Here is a 14,451-nt window from a genome sequence, read left to right as displayed (position 1 = left end):
GCAAGGGCAAGTATTAATCTAACTTATCTATGCGTGGCACCAATCGCGCTGGGAAGCTATAGTCCGGTTTTTAACTTGGGTGATAAATAGTATTAGCCCGGGTAACGATATTGTTGGTCCAATTAATCGAATTCATACTGCCCCGGAAGGGCATAGAATGACTGAAGGTGTTTCAATAATGAATGATAGCCAGCCAAAGACCATTTACCTGAAAGACTATCAAGTACCAGATTACCTGGTGGATGCTACTGATTTACATTTTGAGCTGGAACCCAAGGCAACTTTGGTCAAATCTCGTTTGAATATTCGCAGAAATCCGCAAGCGGACGCAGGGCTGCCGCCTTTAGTGCTGGATGGTGTTGAGCTGGAATTACTTTCGGTTTCTTTGGATGGAGTTTTGTTATCTACATCTGATTATCAGGTTCTACCTGAGGGCCTGTCTATCCCTGTAGAGAAACCAGAATTTCTGCTGGAAATCCGCAATCGGATAAATCCGGAGGAAAACACATCTTTAGAGGGATTATATCTCTCTAATGGTATGTATTGCACTCAATGTGAAGCTGAAGGATTTAGAAAAATTACTTTCTATCCTGATCGGCCGGATGTTATGTCCAAATTTACCACCACCATCATCGCGCCGATGGACCACCCGGTACTACTTTCCAACGGCAATGAAATTGAGAAAGGTAGATATGAAGATGGTCGTCAGTTTGTAACTTGGGAAGATCCATTTGCCAAGCCGGCTTACTTATTTGCGTTGGTAGCCGGGGATTTGGAGCATGTGGAAGATAGCTTCACAACAGCCTCTGGTAGAAAGGTTAAGTTGCAGATCTTTACGGAAGCGAAAAATATTGGGAAGTGTGATCATGCTATGCGATCCCTTAAAAATGCGATGCGTTGGGATGAGGAAACTTACGGAAGGGAATATGACCTAGATATCTTTATGGTTGTTGCTGTTGATCATTTCAATATGGGGGCTATGGAAAACAAAGGATTGAATATTTTCAATTCGGCCTGCGTGCTCGCTAGCCCAGAAACAGCGACGGACTCAGCTTTTCAGCGGATCGAGTCTATTGTAGGGCATGAGTACTTTCACAATTGGTCCGGTAATCGGGTCACCTGCCGGGATTGGTTTCAGTTGAGTCTGAAGGAAGGTTTTACCGTATTTCGTGATGCAGAGTTCTCCGCTGACCTTAATTCCCGAGCGGTTAAGCGTATTGAAGATGTATCCCTTTTGCGTACTACCCAGTTTGCTGAAGATGCCGGCCCTATGGCCCATCCTATCAGGCCAGATTCTTATATAGAAATTTCAAACTTTTACACTCTGACAATTTATGAAAAGGGTGCGGAAGTTGTACGGATGATTCATACACTCTTAGGTGCAGAAGGATTCCGCAAAGGAAGTGACTTGTACTTTCAGCGGCACGATGGCTGCGCGGTAACCTGTGAAGATTTCGTCAAGGCGATGGAAGATGCTAACAAGGTTGAACTGAAGCAATTCCGCAACTGGTATAGCCAAGCAGGCACGCCGATACTTGATGTGACAGATAGCTTTAATGAAACTGATGGCACTTATAGGCTAGCTATTCGCCAGTCTTGCCCTTCATCGCCGGGTCAGGAAGAGAAGTTACCTTTCCACTTACCAATAAGAATTGGATTGCTGGGGGCTGATGGCGCAGAGCTTGTACTCAATGAGCAGGGTGATACTGAAACTGTTTTACAGTTAACAGAAGATGAGCAATCTTTTGAGTTTTCCGGACTTACGGAGAAGCCTTTACCCTCATTGCTGCGGGGCTTCTCTGCTCCAGTAAAAATAAGGTATAACTATAGTAATGAGCAGCTTCAATTTTTAATGAGGAAGGATAAGGACACGTTTAACCGCTGGGATGCAAGTCAGCGCCTAGCATTAAGTGCTTTGTGTGATCTTCAGGTGGCTTTTCGTAAAGGTGAGGAACTACAGGTACAATCAAGTTTAATCAGTGCTTATAAAGAGGTTTTACAGGATGTTGATCTCGATCTAGCGCTGGTTGCAGAGATCTTGCAGTTGCCCAGTGAGCAGTTTATCGCTGAAGAGTCATCATTTATTGATGCGGAAGCAATAATTGTTGCGAGGGATTTTGTAAGGAAGGTAATTGCAGGTGAATTATTTGATGAATTTCGCAAGCGCTATCTAGAATTGAATACGACAAAGCCCTATAGCCCGAATGCGTTAGATGTTGCGCAAAGACGACTCAAAAATACCTGTTTATCCTATATGTGCATAACAGAAACTGAGGAGGTCTTAAATATAGCCCAGGTTCAGTTTGAGAGCGCTAGTAATATGACAGATAGTGCGGCGGCTCTCGCTGTTATTATTAATCATGCACCGGAAGACCGAGCCAGGGGGTTGATTGAGCAATTTTATGAGCGCTGGAAAACCGATACTCAAGTCGTAGAACTATGGCTGAGCCAGCAGAGTTGTAGTCCCAAGCGCGGTACATTGGAAAATATTCGTGCACTTATGGATCACCCTGCTTTTGAAATGAAAAACCCCAATAAAGTAAGGTCTGTAATAGGTGGTTTTGCTAATCGTAATTTTAAGCAATTCCATAAGAGCGATGGTAGCGGGTTTGAGTTTGTTGCCGATCAGGTTCTGGCCTTGGACAAGCTAAATCCACAAATTTCAGCAAGGCTGGTTATACCGATCACACGTTGGAAAAAATACTCTGGTAGCCTGGGTGAGAAGATGAAAGTTGCCCTGCAAAGGGTTGCTGATTCGGGAGACCTATCTAAGGATTTGTTTGAGGTGGTCAGCAAAAGCTTGATTTAAAATAAATACCTGCTTGGGGTATGCTGCACATACCCCATTTTTTTATAGGATTTTGTTAACTTTTTCTTCGCCTAGCTGAACTAAATGTAGCTTGTTCCCATCATTTTTTAGCTCAGTGATTGAAGTGTAATCGGGCCTAAACTGTTGTACTTTTTGGTGGTTTCGGATATGTGCAACAACTGAATTGATGACCATAAAATGGCAGAAGATAAAGGTGTCCTCTGAAAGACTTTCCAAATACCGGATTATTCCCTCGCGCCAGTCTTTTTGTTCTCTGTCGCAGGGGTCCCACTCTCCAGTAAGTAATGTTCGTAACCAGGTTAGGCGTTGAGCTTTGGGTATTTCTTCTGGTGTAGGTATTTCCGTCACTGCATTTTCAATTACAACCTCTATATCCCAAACTTCGGCCAAAGGCTTTGCTGTTTGCTGTGCACGGAGTTTGGGGCTGCTGATTAATTGAACTTTCTCAAGAGAGGAAAGTTTTAGGGCTAGCTCTTCTGCCTGCTTGTAACCTTCGTCTGTGAGTATTGGGTCGGGGATGTGCTCCCCTTTCGCTGCTTCTCCATGCCTGATTAAAAAAATTCTTGCCATCTATGCCAACCTAAAGATAACCATTCAAACTATCGTCGGGTATATGTTGCCATAAACTGAGAAGCTCTGGTGAGTTAAACGCTCTGGCTGAGGGATGATTGCCAAATCGCTTACTGTGTTTTCCTGAAAACTCTGGCCAATCATTGCCGGGGTTCCCTGTTTCAGCAAAATTCAGCCAAGCTTGTTGCATTGAGGCACTTAATAAATGGGGGTTTTCTTCAGCACCATATAGTGTTTTCAAGGAGTGATCGCTATGGGTTCCAAATACATAGCCAAGCTCAACGGCGTGACAAGCCCCTAGCAATGGCTGTGCTGCGAGAGGTTGTGCAAAGTGATAGTGATAGTTTTCCCCCTGATGACTTTGTAGGTGTCTCAGCCCAGGCAAGGTGAATACCATATCAGTGAGCAAAAGGTTCCAGGCTCGGCTCCACTCTGGCCAGGGGTTGTCTGTCATTTTTTTTGCTAGTTGATAGTAATGTCTGAGTAGGGGCTTTAGCTCGGATTCTGAGATAAGCCATTCCAGATGAGTGCATATTTGCCGGTAGTCCATGTTAAAGCTTTCAGGGTTTATCGCGCTAAAGAGATTCCATTCCTCCAAATTGTTCCCTAACAAAAGGGATGTTTGGTGTGTCGGGGAGAGCTTCTTTTCAGGGGAAAAAAGTTCCCTGTCTGCGACAGGTTTAAATGGCAGTTGCCCCCATTTTGCTGTCATCGACGTGTCAGATAGTATTGCTTTTTGGGTTTTCAGAAGAAGTTTGGTTGGACAATTTTGTAGTGAGATGCCACCAGAGATTTTTTCATATTGTTGAATGAAAGTCTTACCAACATGGTTAGCGCTTTGCAGGGAGTGGGAGGCTCTTGGGTGCCCACTCTGGACAATTGCACGGCGTATAAGACCTTTACATTGTGGAGTTTCAAGTAAGGAGGCAATACTCATTGCCCCAGCTGATTCACCGAAAAGAGTGATATTGTTTGGATCTCCGCCAAATGCTGAGATATTTTTTTGAACCCATTGTAGGGCGGCTATTTGATCTAAAAGCCCTTCATTGCCGGTTGATGGTATATCACTAATATCCTTTAGACGTAGAAATCCCAGTGCGCCTAAACGGTAGTTTATAGTGACAACAATTGTCCGACCGCTAGCTGCTAAGTATTTACCATTGTAAATTTCTTGGCATCCTGATCCCATGTAAAAAGAGCCGCCATGAACCCAAAACATTACTGGCAGCTTTTTTCCTTGCGACATTGCGGGAGAAAATACATTCAAATAGAGGCATTCCTCCCTTTCAGGAAGATTCCCGTTTTGATCTCGAACTTCCATTAGGGCGGATGAGTTTTGCGCTGCTGGTGAACCAAAGCTATGCGCTTGGAAAGGATTTTTCCAGGGGTCCAACTCTTGCGGTGGTAGCCAACGTAAATTCCCTACAGGAGGGAGAGCGTAGGGAATACCCAAGAATTTATATACGCCAGTTTCTTCATCTGTGGTTCCGATGATTGGCCCGGCAGGCGTATCAACAACGGGTGTAGGTTTTTTGTTTAAGTGCCTGCCAATTTCCGGGTCTGTAGTCATTTGTAACTTCCTAATCTTGCTGAAGTTAGCACGAAAACTGTTTTTCTCCTGCCGCTGCCTAACTCCTCCTTGAAAACGTTTTGAATTACGTCCATACAAAAGTAGTGCGCGTAAAAACGTACTGGCGTAATTGTTTTTTTATGGAGGGAAATTAGTAAGGCAATGTATTAGTGAATCTAGTCACGGATGGGCTCAAAGTGGGGTATTTTCCGTCTTTAAGCTCAGGCCATGAACTGTGTATTTAGGAAGTTGCACCGTTTGAAGTTGGTGAGAGCATGATTGCGAAAATCTTTGACAAATCCACGGGCTCAATCGACGAGCGATCACTGGAGGGGCTATCTTTGACCTCTCCTGGTCTTGTCGAAATGCCCGCAGATCCTGAGGATATTGCGTCTTTTTCCAAGGACGGATTAGACCTCGTTATTGTTTTAAAATCCGGCCAGATCGTCATTGTTTCAGGGTTTTACCTGTTAGATGAAGATGGCGAGCACAGTGAGCTAGTGCTAACAGGGGCTGGAGAGCCTCTTATGTTAGCTTCTAATGGAGATTTAATCTCTGCCTTTGCTGCGGCTGGTGGCGCTTCTTATCCAGCACCAGCACCAGTCGATCCGGGTATTTCTTGGTGGATTCCTGCATTAATTGCACTTGGAGTTGTTGTTATCGCTGTAGCGGCTAGCGATAACGATGATGACAATCGCGATCAATTTTTTATTCCTGACTCTGATGCTGATGCTGATGCTGATGCTGATGCTGATGCTGATGCTGATGCTGATGCTGATGCTGATGCTGATGCTGATGCTGATGCTGATGCTGATGCTGATGCTGATGCTGATGCTGATGCCGATGCCGATGCCGATGCCGATGCCGATGCCGATGCCGATGCCGACGCGGATGCTGATGCCGACGCAGATGCCGATGCCGATGCCGATGCCGATGCCGATGCCGATGCCGACGCAGATGCGGATGCCGACGCGGATGCCGACGCTGATGCCGACGCGGATGCCGATGCCGATGCCGATGCTGACGCGGATGCCGATGCCGATGCCGATGCCGATGCCGATGCCGACGCAGATGCTGATGCGGATGCCGACGCGGATGCCGATGCCGACGCGGATGCCGACGCGGATGCGGATGCCGATGCGGATGCTGATGCCGATGCCGATGCCGATGCCGATGCCGACGCGGATGCCGACGCGGATGCGGATGCCGATGCTGATGCCGATGCCGATGCCGATGCCGATGCCGATGCCGACGCAGATGCGGATGCCGACGCGGATGCCGACGCTGACGCTGACGCGGATGCGGATGCGGATGCCGACGCAGATGCAGATGCTGATGCCGATGCCGATGCCGATGCCGATGCCGATGCCGATGCCGATGCCGATGCCGATGCCGACGCGGATGCCGACGCAGATGCCGATGCCGACGCCGACGCCGACGCTGATGCCGATGCCGATGCCGATGCCGATGCCGATGCCGATGCCGATGCCGATGCCGACGCAGATGCGGATGCCGACGCGGATGCCGACGCAGATGCCGACGCGGATGCAGATGCCGACGCAGATGCCGATGCCGATGCCGACGCGGATGCCGACGCGGATGCCGATGCCGACGCGGATGCCGACGCGGATGCAGATGCTGACGCGGATGCGGATGCGGATGCCGATGCGGATGCTGATGCCGATGCCGATGCCGATGCCGATGCCGATGCCGACGCCGACGCTGATGCCGATGCCGATGCCGATGCCGATGCCGATGCCGACGCAGATGCGGATGCCGACGCGGATGCCGACGCTGATGCCGACGCTGATGCCGACGCGGATGCCGATGCCGATGCCGATGCCGATGCCGATGCCGATGCCGACGCAGATGCTGATGCGGATGCCGACGCGGATGCCGATGCCGATGCCGACGCGGATGCCGACGCGGATGCCGATGCTGATGCAGATGCCGATGCCGATGCCGATGCCGATGCCGATGCCGATGCCGATGCCGACGCCGACGCCGACGCCGACGCTGATGCCGATGCCGATGCCGACGCAGATGCGGATGCCGACGCGGATGCCGACGCTGACGCGGATGCGGATGCGGATGCCGACGCAGATGCAGATGCTGATGCCGATGCCGATGCCGATGCCGATGCCGATGCCGATGCCGACGCGGATGCCGATGCGGATGCGGATGCCGACGCGGATGCCGACGCTGACGCGGATGCGGATGCGGATGCGGATGCGGATGCCGACGCAGATGCCGATGCCGACGCTGATGCGGATGCCGATGCTGACGCCGATGCCGACGCCGATGCCGACGCCGATGCCGACGCCGATGCCGACGCGGATGCCGACGCGGATGCCGATGCTGACGCGGACGCGGATGCGGATGCCGACGCTGATGCCGATGCCGATGCCGACGCCGACGCCGACGCCGACGCCGACGCGGATGCAGATGCGGATGCAGATGCCGACGCCGATGCCGATGCCGATGCCGATGCCGATGCAGATGCCGACGCCGACGCCGACGCTGATGCTGATGCGGATGCGGATGCCGACGCCGACGCCGACGCCGATGCGGATGCCGATGCGGATGCGGATGCCGACGCGGATGCCGACGTAGATATCGACATAAATATTGATATCGACATTGATATTGATATCGACGTTGACATCATCATTATCAATATCGGACATCATCCGCACGAGCAGAGCGCACTTCATGGAAGTGATGTAGCGACTCTGGGTGGCGACGGAGATATTTTGGCAGATCCGCCGTTATTCACTTGGGAACCGGACGGAGATGCAGATGCAGATGCAGATGCTGATGCTGATGCTGATGCTGATGCAGATGCAGATGCAGATGCCGATGCCGATGCCGATGCCGATGCCGATGCCGATGCCGATGCCGACGCTGATGCCGATGTGGATATCGACATAAATATTGATATCGACATCGATATCGATATCGACGTTGATATCATCATTATCAATATTGGAAGGGACTACCAAGAGCCAGATGCGCTCCCAGATGAAGGTGTCGCTTTCATGGTTGAAAGTATTGGAATGCCAACAGATGAGATATTTGTTTGGGATTCTGACGCGGATGCCGATGCCGATGCCGATGCCGATGCCGATGCCGATGCCGATGCCGATGCCGATACTAGCGTTGACATTGATATCAACATCGACATTTCAGTTGATATCGATATTGATATTGACATTACCATCATCAATATTGGATCAGATGTGGCAATGGACTCTGACGGCATATTGGATGTTGGTACTGCAACTGTGCCTGGTATTGATATGCTGGGTAGTGGCTCTGACTTGACTCTTGATGATCTATTCGAATCTGTGGGTAGCGATACTCAAATATTCGAGTCTGCTGGAGAGGTGGCTGGCGTAGATACGAGCCAAATTTCTAGTGGAGTAATGGATTCGATGGAGATGTCGGCAGCAATTGACGACACTATCGGAGATATGTGGCAACAAAACAGCTTGAGCGACACTTAGATCTGAAAGCGAAAAATTAACTTAAGTACCGGGCCGTAAGGCCCGGTTTTTTTTGGCTAGACTTTTGTGGCCACTCTACAGAATTTATGTAATTAGATGTTAATAGAGTGTTTAACCTCCCGGTAATTATTGAAAGTGAATATAGTGGAAGTGTTTAAACAGAAAATGAAAATATCATTTGTGTTGACTCTGGTGTTTTGGTCAATCACAGGTGACGCCGATATATTAATTTCTCCCCGTTCCTCTGAAGTAATTAGCCCAAGAAGCATGGAAGTAGAGGCTTATGATTCATTAAAAAAGTTTTCCTTTAGGGAGTATGAGGAAGGTATAAAGCGAACTGAATTCAATATGCTTGAAGTGGTGCACCAAGCCGTCGGTTGGCATCCATTAATTGCAGAAGCCGTTGGGAATCTCTATCAGCAGAGGCAAGGCGTCAAAGCTGCACGATCGGGATATTTTCCTCGATTGAATGCTGGAATTGTGGCCGGGAACGACTCCGAGTACAAAAGCGAAGGTGATGGACACGCGTTCCAGGTGAATATTTCCCAGATGGTTTATGACTTTGGCAAAGTATCTAGCAATGTTGACTTTGCAAAGGCTGGTGTACAAAGGTCTCAGGCTGAAGTTCTCCAATCTATTGACGAAGTTGCAAGGAGAACCGCAAAAGCGGCAATTGAGGTTCAGCGCTATCAGTCTCTCCTTTTAACTTCTGATGCACAAGTTAATGGCGTATCTGCTATTGCTGATCTTGTGCAAATTCGAAAGGAGCGTGGAGTTAGTTCCCGCTCAGATGTGTTACAGGCGCAATCAAGAGTTGATGCTGCACAGGCATCTAAACAGCAAGTAGAAGCTTTGTTACGCCGATGGCGTACCACTTTACAGAATCTCACTGGATTCCAATCTCCATTTCGGGTGGCTATGTATGTTCCTGAGGACGTCGCACAAGCATGTGATGTCCAGTCTTTTGATTTGTCGTCAGTACCAGATGTACTTATTGCTGCCGCATCTAGAGCTGAAGCTGAAGCACAGCTTAAATCGGCAAAGGCAAATGCATGGCCAACCTTAACCCTTGATGGAAATGTGAATCAGTACTTGGATCAAAACTATGTTGATGCCAATGCACTTGATAGTAATGAGAAGGCGATTTTCTTTAATGTTTCCATGCCTATTTATCAAGGTGGAAAGATATCTGCCGGAAGAGAGGGGGCGAGTTATGCCTTGCTGTCGGCTGATGCGGCGAGAGACTCGGCACAATTATTTGTAACCCAAAAATATCGTGAGGCACAAGAAGAAGCTGAAGGGTTAATGCGTAGTTTGAGTTCGCTTAGCGCTAGGGAGAGCGCTATAGCTGAAACAAGGGATCTATATAAACAGCAGTATTCCACTCTAGGCACGCGGACTCTAATTGATTTGCTAAATTCAGAACAGGAGCTACACATTGCCCGCCGAGAAAAAAATAATACGATTTTTGATTTGCACCTTCTAAAAATAGATTGTCTACATAGTCGTGGTGGTTTGCGCGAGGCATTTAAACTGGATGGAACCGAGATTCAGGGTGTGGAGGTGTTGCCTTGAATGGAAGCCAATTAGATATTGCGGGTGAAATTGAAAAGCCATTTTCCAGCTCTAAAAATAATGCCGCTAACGTTACTCCTTGGTGTGAGGCAATAATTTCTATTGCTCGACATTATCGAATTGATTGCTCTTATGAAAGGGTCCGAATAGCTGGGAATTGGGGGGGATATAACTCTATAGAAAGCGTTGTTAGGCAGATGGCGCGACAGGCCGGGCTTACGGCAACATTCAGCTCGTTCAATGAGTCTGCGATCAATTCGTGGCGTTTGCCCATTGTTGCCCAATTGGTGGATGGTCAGTTAGTTGTTGTAGAGTCTGTATCTAAAGATATGGAACTGAGTGTTATCTACTGTGGCGATAAAGGTCTAAAGAGTACAGTACATCTGGACGATTTAAAAAATAATGTTCTGAACCTGGCTATATTTCGTCCCAGGAGAACGGCAACAGACTCTCGTATAGATGACTATGTTAAGACTGAAGACAAGCATTGGTTTCGCCGGATTATCCTTAGGGATTTGAAACCCTATTTTCATGTGATGATTGCCACAACAATTGCAAATTCTCTAGCACTAGCTGGAATTGTTTTTTCAAAACAGGTCTATGACAGAGTCATTCCAGCTGAGTCTTTTCCTACCCTTTACGTTCTATTTAGCGGTGTTGTAGTAGCAATTATCTTTGATTTTATTATGCGTACTATGCGAGTCAGGGTAACGGACTTGCTGGGGAAGCGTGCTGATATTCGTATGTCGGATTTGGTTTTTGGGCATGCTATTAGGGTTAAAGATCAAGCCAGACCAAAATCAACCGGTACATTTATCTCTCAGATTAGAGACCTTGAGCGCATAAGAGAATTGTTTACATCTTCCACCGTTTTGGCTCTTGCAGATTTACCTTTTTTTGTACTCTTTCTGTTTGTTATGTGGTGGGTTGCTGGGAGCTTGGCACTAATACCTCTTGTAGCAGTTTTCTTGTTAATTATTCCTGGGTTGCTTCTTCAGCCGAGGCTTGCAAAGTTATCGAAGGAATCTATTAAAGAAGGAGCGCTACGTAATGCAATGCTAATAGAAACGGTTCAAGGGCTGGAAGATATAAAAGCCATGCAGGCGGAACAGCGCTTTCAAGGGCAGTGGAATCATTTCAACGCAGTCACCGCAGATTCCAATCTAAAGCTGCGATATCTGGTTGGTGTTTTACTGAGTTGGACCCATAACGTGCAGTCATCAGTTTTTGCTGTAGTTGTGTTATTTGGAGCTCCGATGGTCATGGCTGGCGACATGACAACGGGCGCACTGGTTGCTGCCTCTATTCTTGGTTCGCGGATGATGTCACCAATGGCAAATATCACCCAGGTTTTAAGCCGCTGGCAGCAAGCCCGGTTTGCGATGAAAGGAATTGATCAGATTATGCAGTTACCGGTTGATAACCCTGAAGATGAAAAGAAAGTGCAGAAGTCCTCGCTTCAAGGAAATTATCACTTTAAACAGTCGGTTTATAACTATGGAGATGATACGTCTGATCCCGCTCTAGTTATTCCTGAATTAAAAATTACTCAAGGTGAACGGATTGCTATATTAGGTCGAAATGGATCCGGTAAGTCAACGTTGCTACATGCACTGTCGGGTTATATTGAGCCCGCTCGTGGTCAGTTACGGTTAGATGATGTCAGCTTGGCTCATATAGATCCCGCTGATGTAAGACGAGATATTTCTCTCCTTAGCCAAAAGACAGGGCTATTCCATGGGACTATTTATGAAAATCTTGTCTTAGGTTCTCCCAATGCCAGCGATGATGAAATTCTCGTCGCACTTAAAATGAGTGGTGCCGAGACTTTTGTGAGTAAGCTCCCGAAAGGCTTGGGATCTATGATTCAAGAAGGTGGCTACGGGCTGTCTGGAGGGCAAAAGCAGTCTCTGCTGATTGCTAGGATTTTATTACGTCAACCAAATGTTCTTTTGCTGGATGAGCCTACTTCAGCACTGGACGAAGCCACTGAGAAAAAATTTATTTGTGCATTATCAGATTGGAGTGTAAACAAAACAGTTGTTATTGCAACTCATAGAACTAGCATCCTTAGCTTTGTAGATCGAATAATTGTGCTGGATAGTGGCCGAGTTGTTCTCGATGAGCCAAAAGAAAAAGCACTCTCTATTCTTTCTCGACGGAAGGATCCTAAGAAGGATGAAGAAGTTTCCTAGAGGTTAGGATGGAGAAGCTGTAATGCCAATTCCAGATGACTTCGGTTTTCGCCGCGAACCAAAACGCATCGCTCTCTTAGATATTGATTCACAAAATGATGAAAAACAATATGAGGATGATATTGATGATGCATCTCTCGTACGCTCAGGAAGAATAGTTTGGGTATTTTTTTTATTGTTAGCCGCGTTGGTTTTTTGGTCTTACTTGGCCAAGGTTGATGAGGTTTCTTCTGGCGCTGGTAAAGTGGTTCCGACTTCGCGTTCACAGATTATCCAATCATTAGAGGGAGGAATACTGGAGGATCTTAAAGTTTCTGAGGGGGATATTGTCGAAAAGGGTGAAGTGTTGGCGCAGTTGGATCCTACAAAATTACGTTCGAATGTAGAAGAAATATTGGCTCGCTACAGAGCTGCTTTGGCTAGTGTCGCGCGATTGAGTGCTGAGGTAAATAGTACATCGATTAAATTTCCAGAGGAACTGTCTTCGCATGCGGAGCTTATTGCTAAAGAAAGAAAACTATTTGATACGCGGCGGAGAGGATTAGCAGAATCGTTGAAAGGTTCAAAGGAAACCCTAGAGTTGGTCAATAAAGAGTTGTCTATCACCAGGTCGCTTGTCGAATCAGGGGCAGCCAGTAGTGTTGATCTTTTACGTCTGCAAAGACAAAAGTCTGAGTTGGAGACAAAGATAAATGAGATAAAATCTATGTACATGGTGAAAGCCCGAGAGGAGTTGGCAAACTTTAGTGCTGAAGTTGAGGCGCTGTCTTCTGTAGTTGAGGGGCGTTCTGACTCACTAATAAGACTTACTCACAAATCTCCTGTAAGAGGCATTGTTAAAGCTATTGAGGTTACAACTATTGGTGGCGTAATCCCCCCAAATGGAAAGATAATGGAGATTGTCCCACTTGATGATCAGCTTTTAGTTGAAGCAAAAATTTCCCCCAGGGATATCGCATTTATTCGTCCTGGGCAGGTAGCTAAAGTAAAAATTACTGCATACGACTATACGATTTATGGTGACTTAAATGGTACAGTGACGACTATATCTCCTGATACGATTCAAGATGAGTTTGTGCCAGGCGAATACTATTATAAGGTTTTCATCCTCACAGATACTGATTCTCTGGAAAATCATGAGGGTAATAAATTTCCGATAGTGCCAGGTATGATTGCAGCGGTAGATATAAAAACGGGTTCGAAAACTGTTTTTGATTATCTTATGAAGCCAATCAATAAGGCGGGTGAGGCGCTACGGGAAAGGTAATGGCGAAATGGTTAGCTAACTCATTGGTGCACATTGTTTTTGGCTTCTTTGGTCTTTCTAGCTTATCTCAAGCTGAATCAAAAATTGTTACTCTTTCGGTTGAGGTCGCAATTACGAACTCTTCGAAGCAGGATATTAATGGTTATGTTCAAAGACTTTCTATGCCTGTAGAGTATAGTTTGCAGCAGTCATTAAAGAAGATTAGATATAATTATCCAGAAAAAATTATTTACAAGAAGCATGGTGTAGGGGGTTCTAAGTACCTTGAGTTTGTGCTGAGTATTCCTGCTGGAAGGACAGTTTCCAGGATTGTTGAGTTTGATTTAATGCTTACTTCATATGATTATACTCAATTGAGCAGGGGGCGAGACTTTTTTCCAAGTGGTACTTACTTAGAGTCAGCGAGGTTTATCGAGTCAGATTCCACTCCAATTAAAAAGTTATCCCTTAAAATACAAAATACTTTTGAAGATGAAGAGAGTCGTTTGAGGGCAGCTTTTTTGATTCCTCAAGCAATAATTAAATATAAAGTTCAGCCTACAAAAGGCGCTCTGGCGGGCCTTGAGTCAGGGGAGGGTGATTGTACAGAGCATGCGGCGCTTTTTGTCGCATTGGCACGCTCTATGGGGTATCCTGCAAGAGTTACTTCAGAGTTTCTTTTTTCCAAGAAAAAAAGATTTGATCGACCTAATCATCATGCCGCTGAAGTTTTTATGGGTGGTCGGTGGGTGCCGGTAGACCCCAATTTGGCGCAGAAGCCTTATCTTGGATATGGTTTCGGTAAGGGTAGTATAAGTAAAATTGTTCTTACTCGAGAGTTTTCATGGGTTTGGTCTAATTTGTTTCCGAAAGATTTTAAAGGTAAAAAAAATAATGTTAGTGTTTCTGTTTTGTGGAGTTTGCAATAAATATTGAATTTCTGGATTCAATTATTTGTT

Annotated in this window: 8 protein-coding genes; 6 read left to right on the top strand and 2 right to left on the bottom strand. The window is 46.6% G+C overall.

The window, feature by feature from the left end:
• The first annotated feature begins 157 nt into the window (after positions 1 to 157).
• Entirely contained in the window at positions 158 to 2,809 is a 2,652-nt protein-coding gene (gene pepN, locus ACYX4J_RS15165; RefSeq protein WP_476176955.1) for an aminopeptidase N, read from the top strand.
• A 42-nt stretch (positions 2,810 to 2,851) separates the two neighbouring features.
• Here pepN and ACYX4J_RS15160 read toward each other — a convergent pair whose 3' ends face one another.
• Together ACYX4J_RS15160 and ACYX4J_RS15155 are read right to left on the bottom strand one after the other, a co-directional pair.
• On the bottom strand, positions 2,852 to 3,400 hold the full coding sequence (locus ACYX4J_RS15160) for a histidine phosphatase family protein (RefSeq protein WP_444905983.1): 549 nt from the start codon (positions 3,398 to 3,400) through the stop codon (positions 2,852 to 2,854).
• Between the two features lie 10 nt (positions 3,401 to 3,410).
• Complete coding sequence (locus ACYX4J_RS15155; RefSeq protein WP_444905982.1) at positions 3,411 to 4,970, bottom strand: carboxylesterase/lipase family protein; 1,560 nt, start codon at positions 4,968 to 4,970, stop codon at positions 3,411 to 3,413.
• A 275-nt stretch (positions 4,971 to 5,245) separates the two neighbouring features.
• On the opposite strand from ACYX4J_RS15155, the gene ACYX4J_RS15150 reads away from it, so the two are divergent.
• From ACYX4J_RS15150 to ACYX4J_RS15130, 5 genes are all read left to right on the top strand, one after another.
• Positions 5,246 to 8,476 carry a BapA/Bap/LapF family prefix-like domain-containing protein gene (locus tag ACYX4J_RS15150; RefSeq protein WP_476176954.1) on the top strand — a complete coding sequence of 1,077 codons (3,231 nt, stop codon included), beginning with the start codon at positions 5,246 to 5,248 and terminating at the stop codon, positions 8,474 to 8,476.
• 144 nt (positions 8,477 to 8,620) lie between these two features.
• Positions 8,621 to 10,051, top strand: a complete 1,431-nt coding sequence (locus ACYX4J_RS15145; RefSeq protein ID WP_444905980.1) for a TolC family outer membrane protein — start codon at positions 8,621 to 8,623, stop codon at positions 10,049 to 10,051.
• Positions 10,048 to 12,246, top strand: a complete 2,199-nt coding sequence (locus tag ACYX4J_RS15140; RefSeq protein ID WP_444898133.1) for a type I secretion system permease/ATPase — start codon at positions 10,048 to 10,050, stop codon at positions 12,244 to 12,246. The genes ACYX4J_RS15145 and ACYX4J_RS15140 overlap by 4 nt, the downstream gene beginning before the upstream one ends.
• Positions 12,247 to 12,268: 22 nt before the next feature.
• Positions 12,269 to 13,513 carry a beta-barrel domain-containing protein gene (locus ACYX4J_RS15135; RefSeq protein WP_444905979.1) on the top strand — a complete coding sequence of 415 codons (1,245 nt, stop codon included), beginning with the start codon at positions 12,269 to 12,271 and terminating at the stop codon, positions 13,511 to 13,513.
• Positions 13,513 to 14,421, top strand: a complete 909-nt coding sequence (locus ACYX4J_RS15130; RefSeq protein ID WP_444905978.1) for a transglutaminase-like domain-containing protein — start codon at positions 13,513 to 13,515, stop codon at positions 14,419 to 14,421. Before ACYX4J_RS15135 ends, ACYX4J_RS15130 begins: the two co-directional genes overlap by 1 nt.
• Positions 14,422 to 14,451: the final 30 nt, after the last annotated feature.

The sequence above is a fragment of the Microbulbifer sp. ABM4_008 genome, from assembly GCF_056311705.1.
Note: the sequence above shows the minus strand (reverse complement) of the source record. Positions and strands in the feature narration are given on the sequence as shown.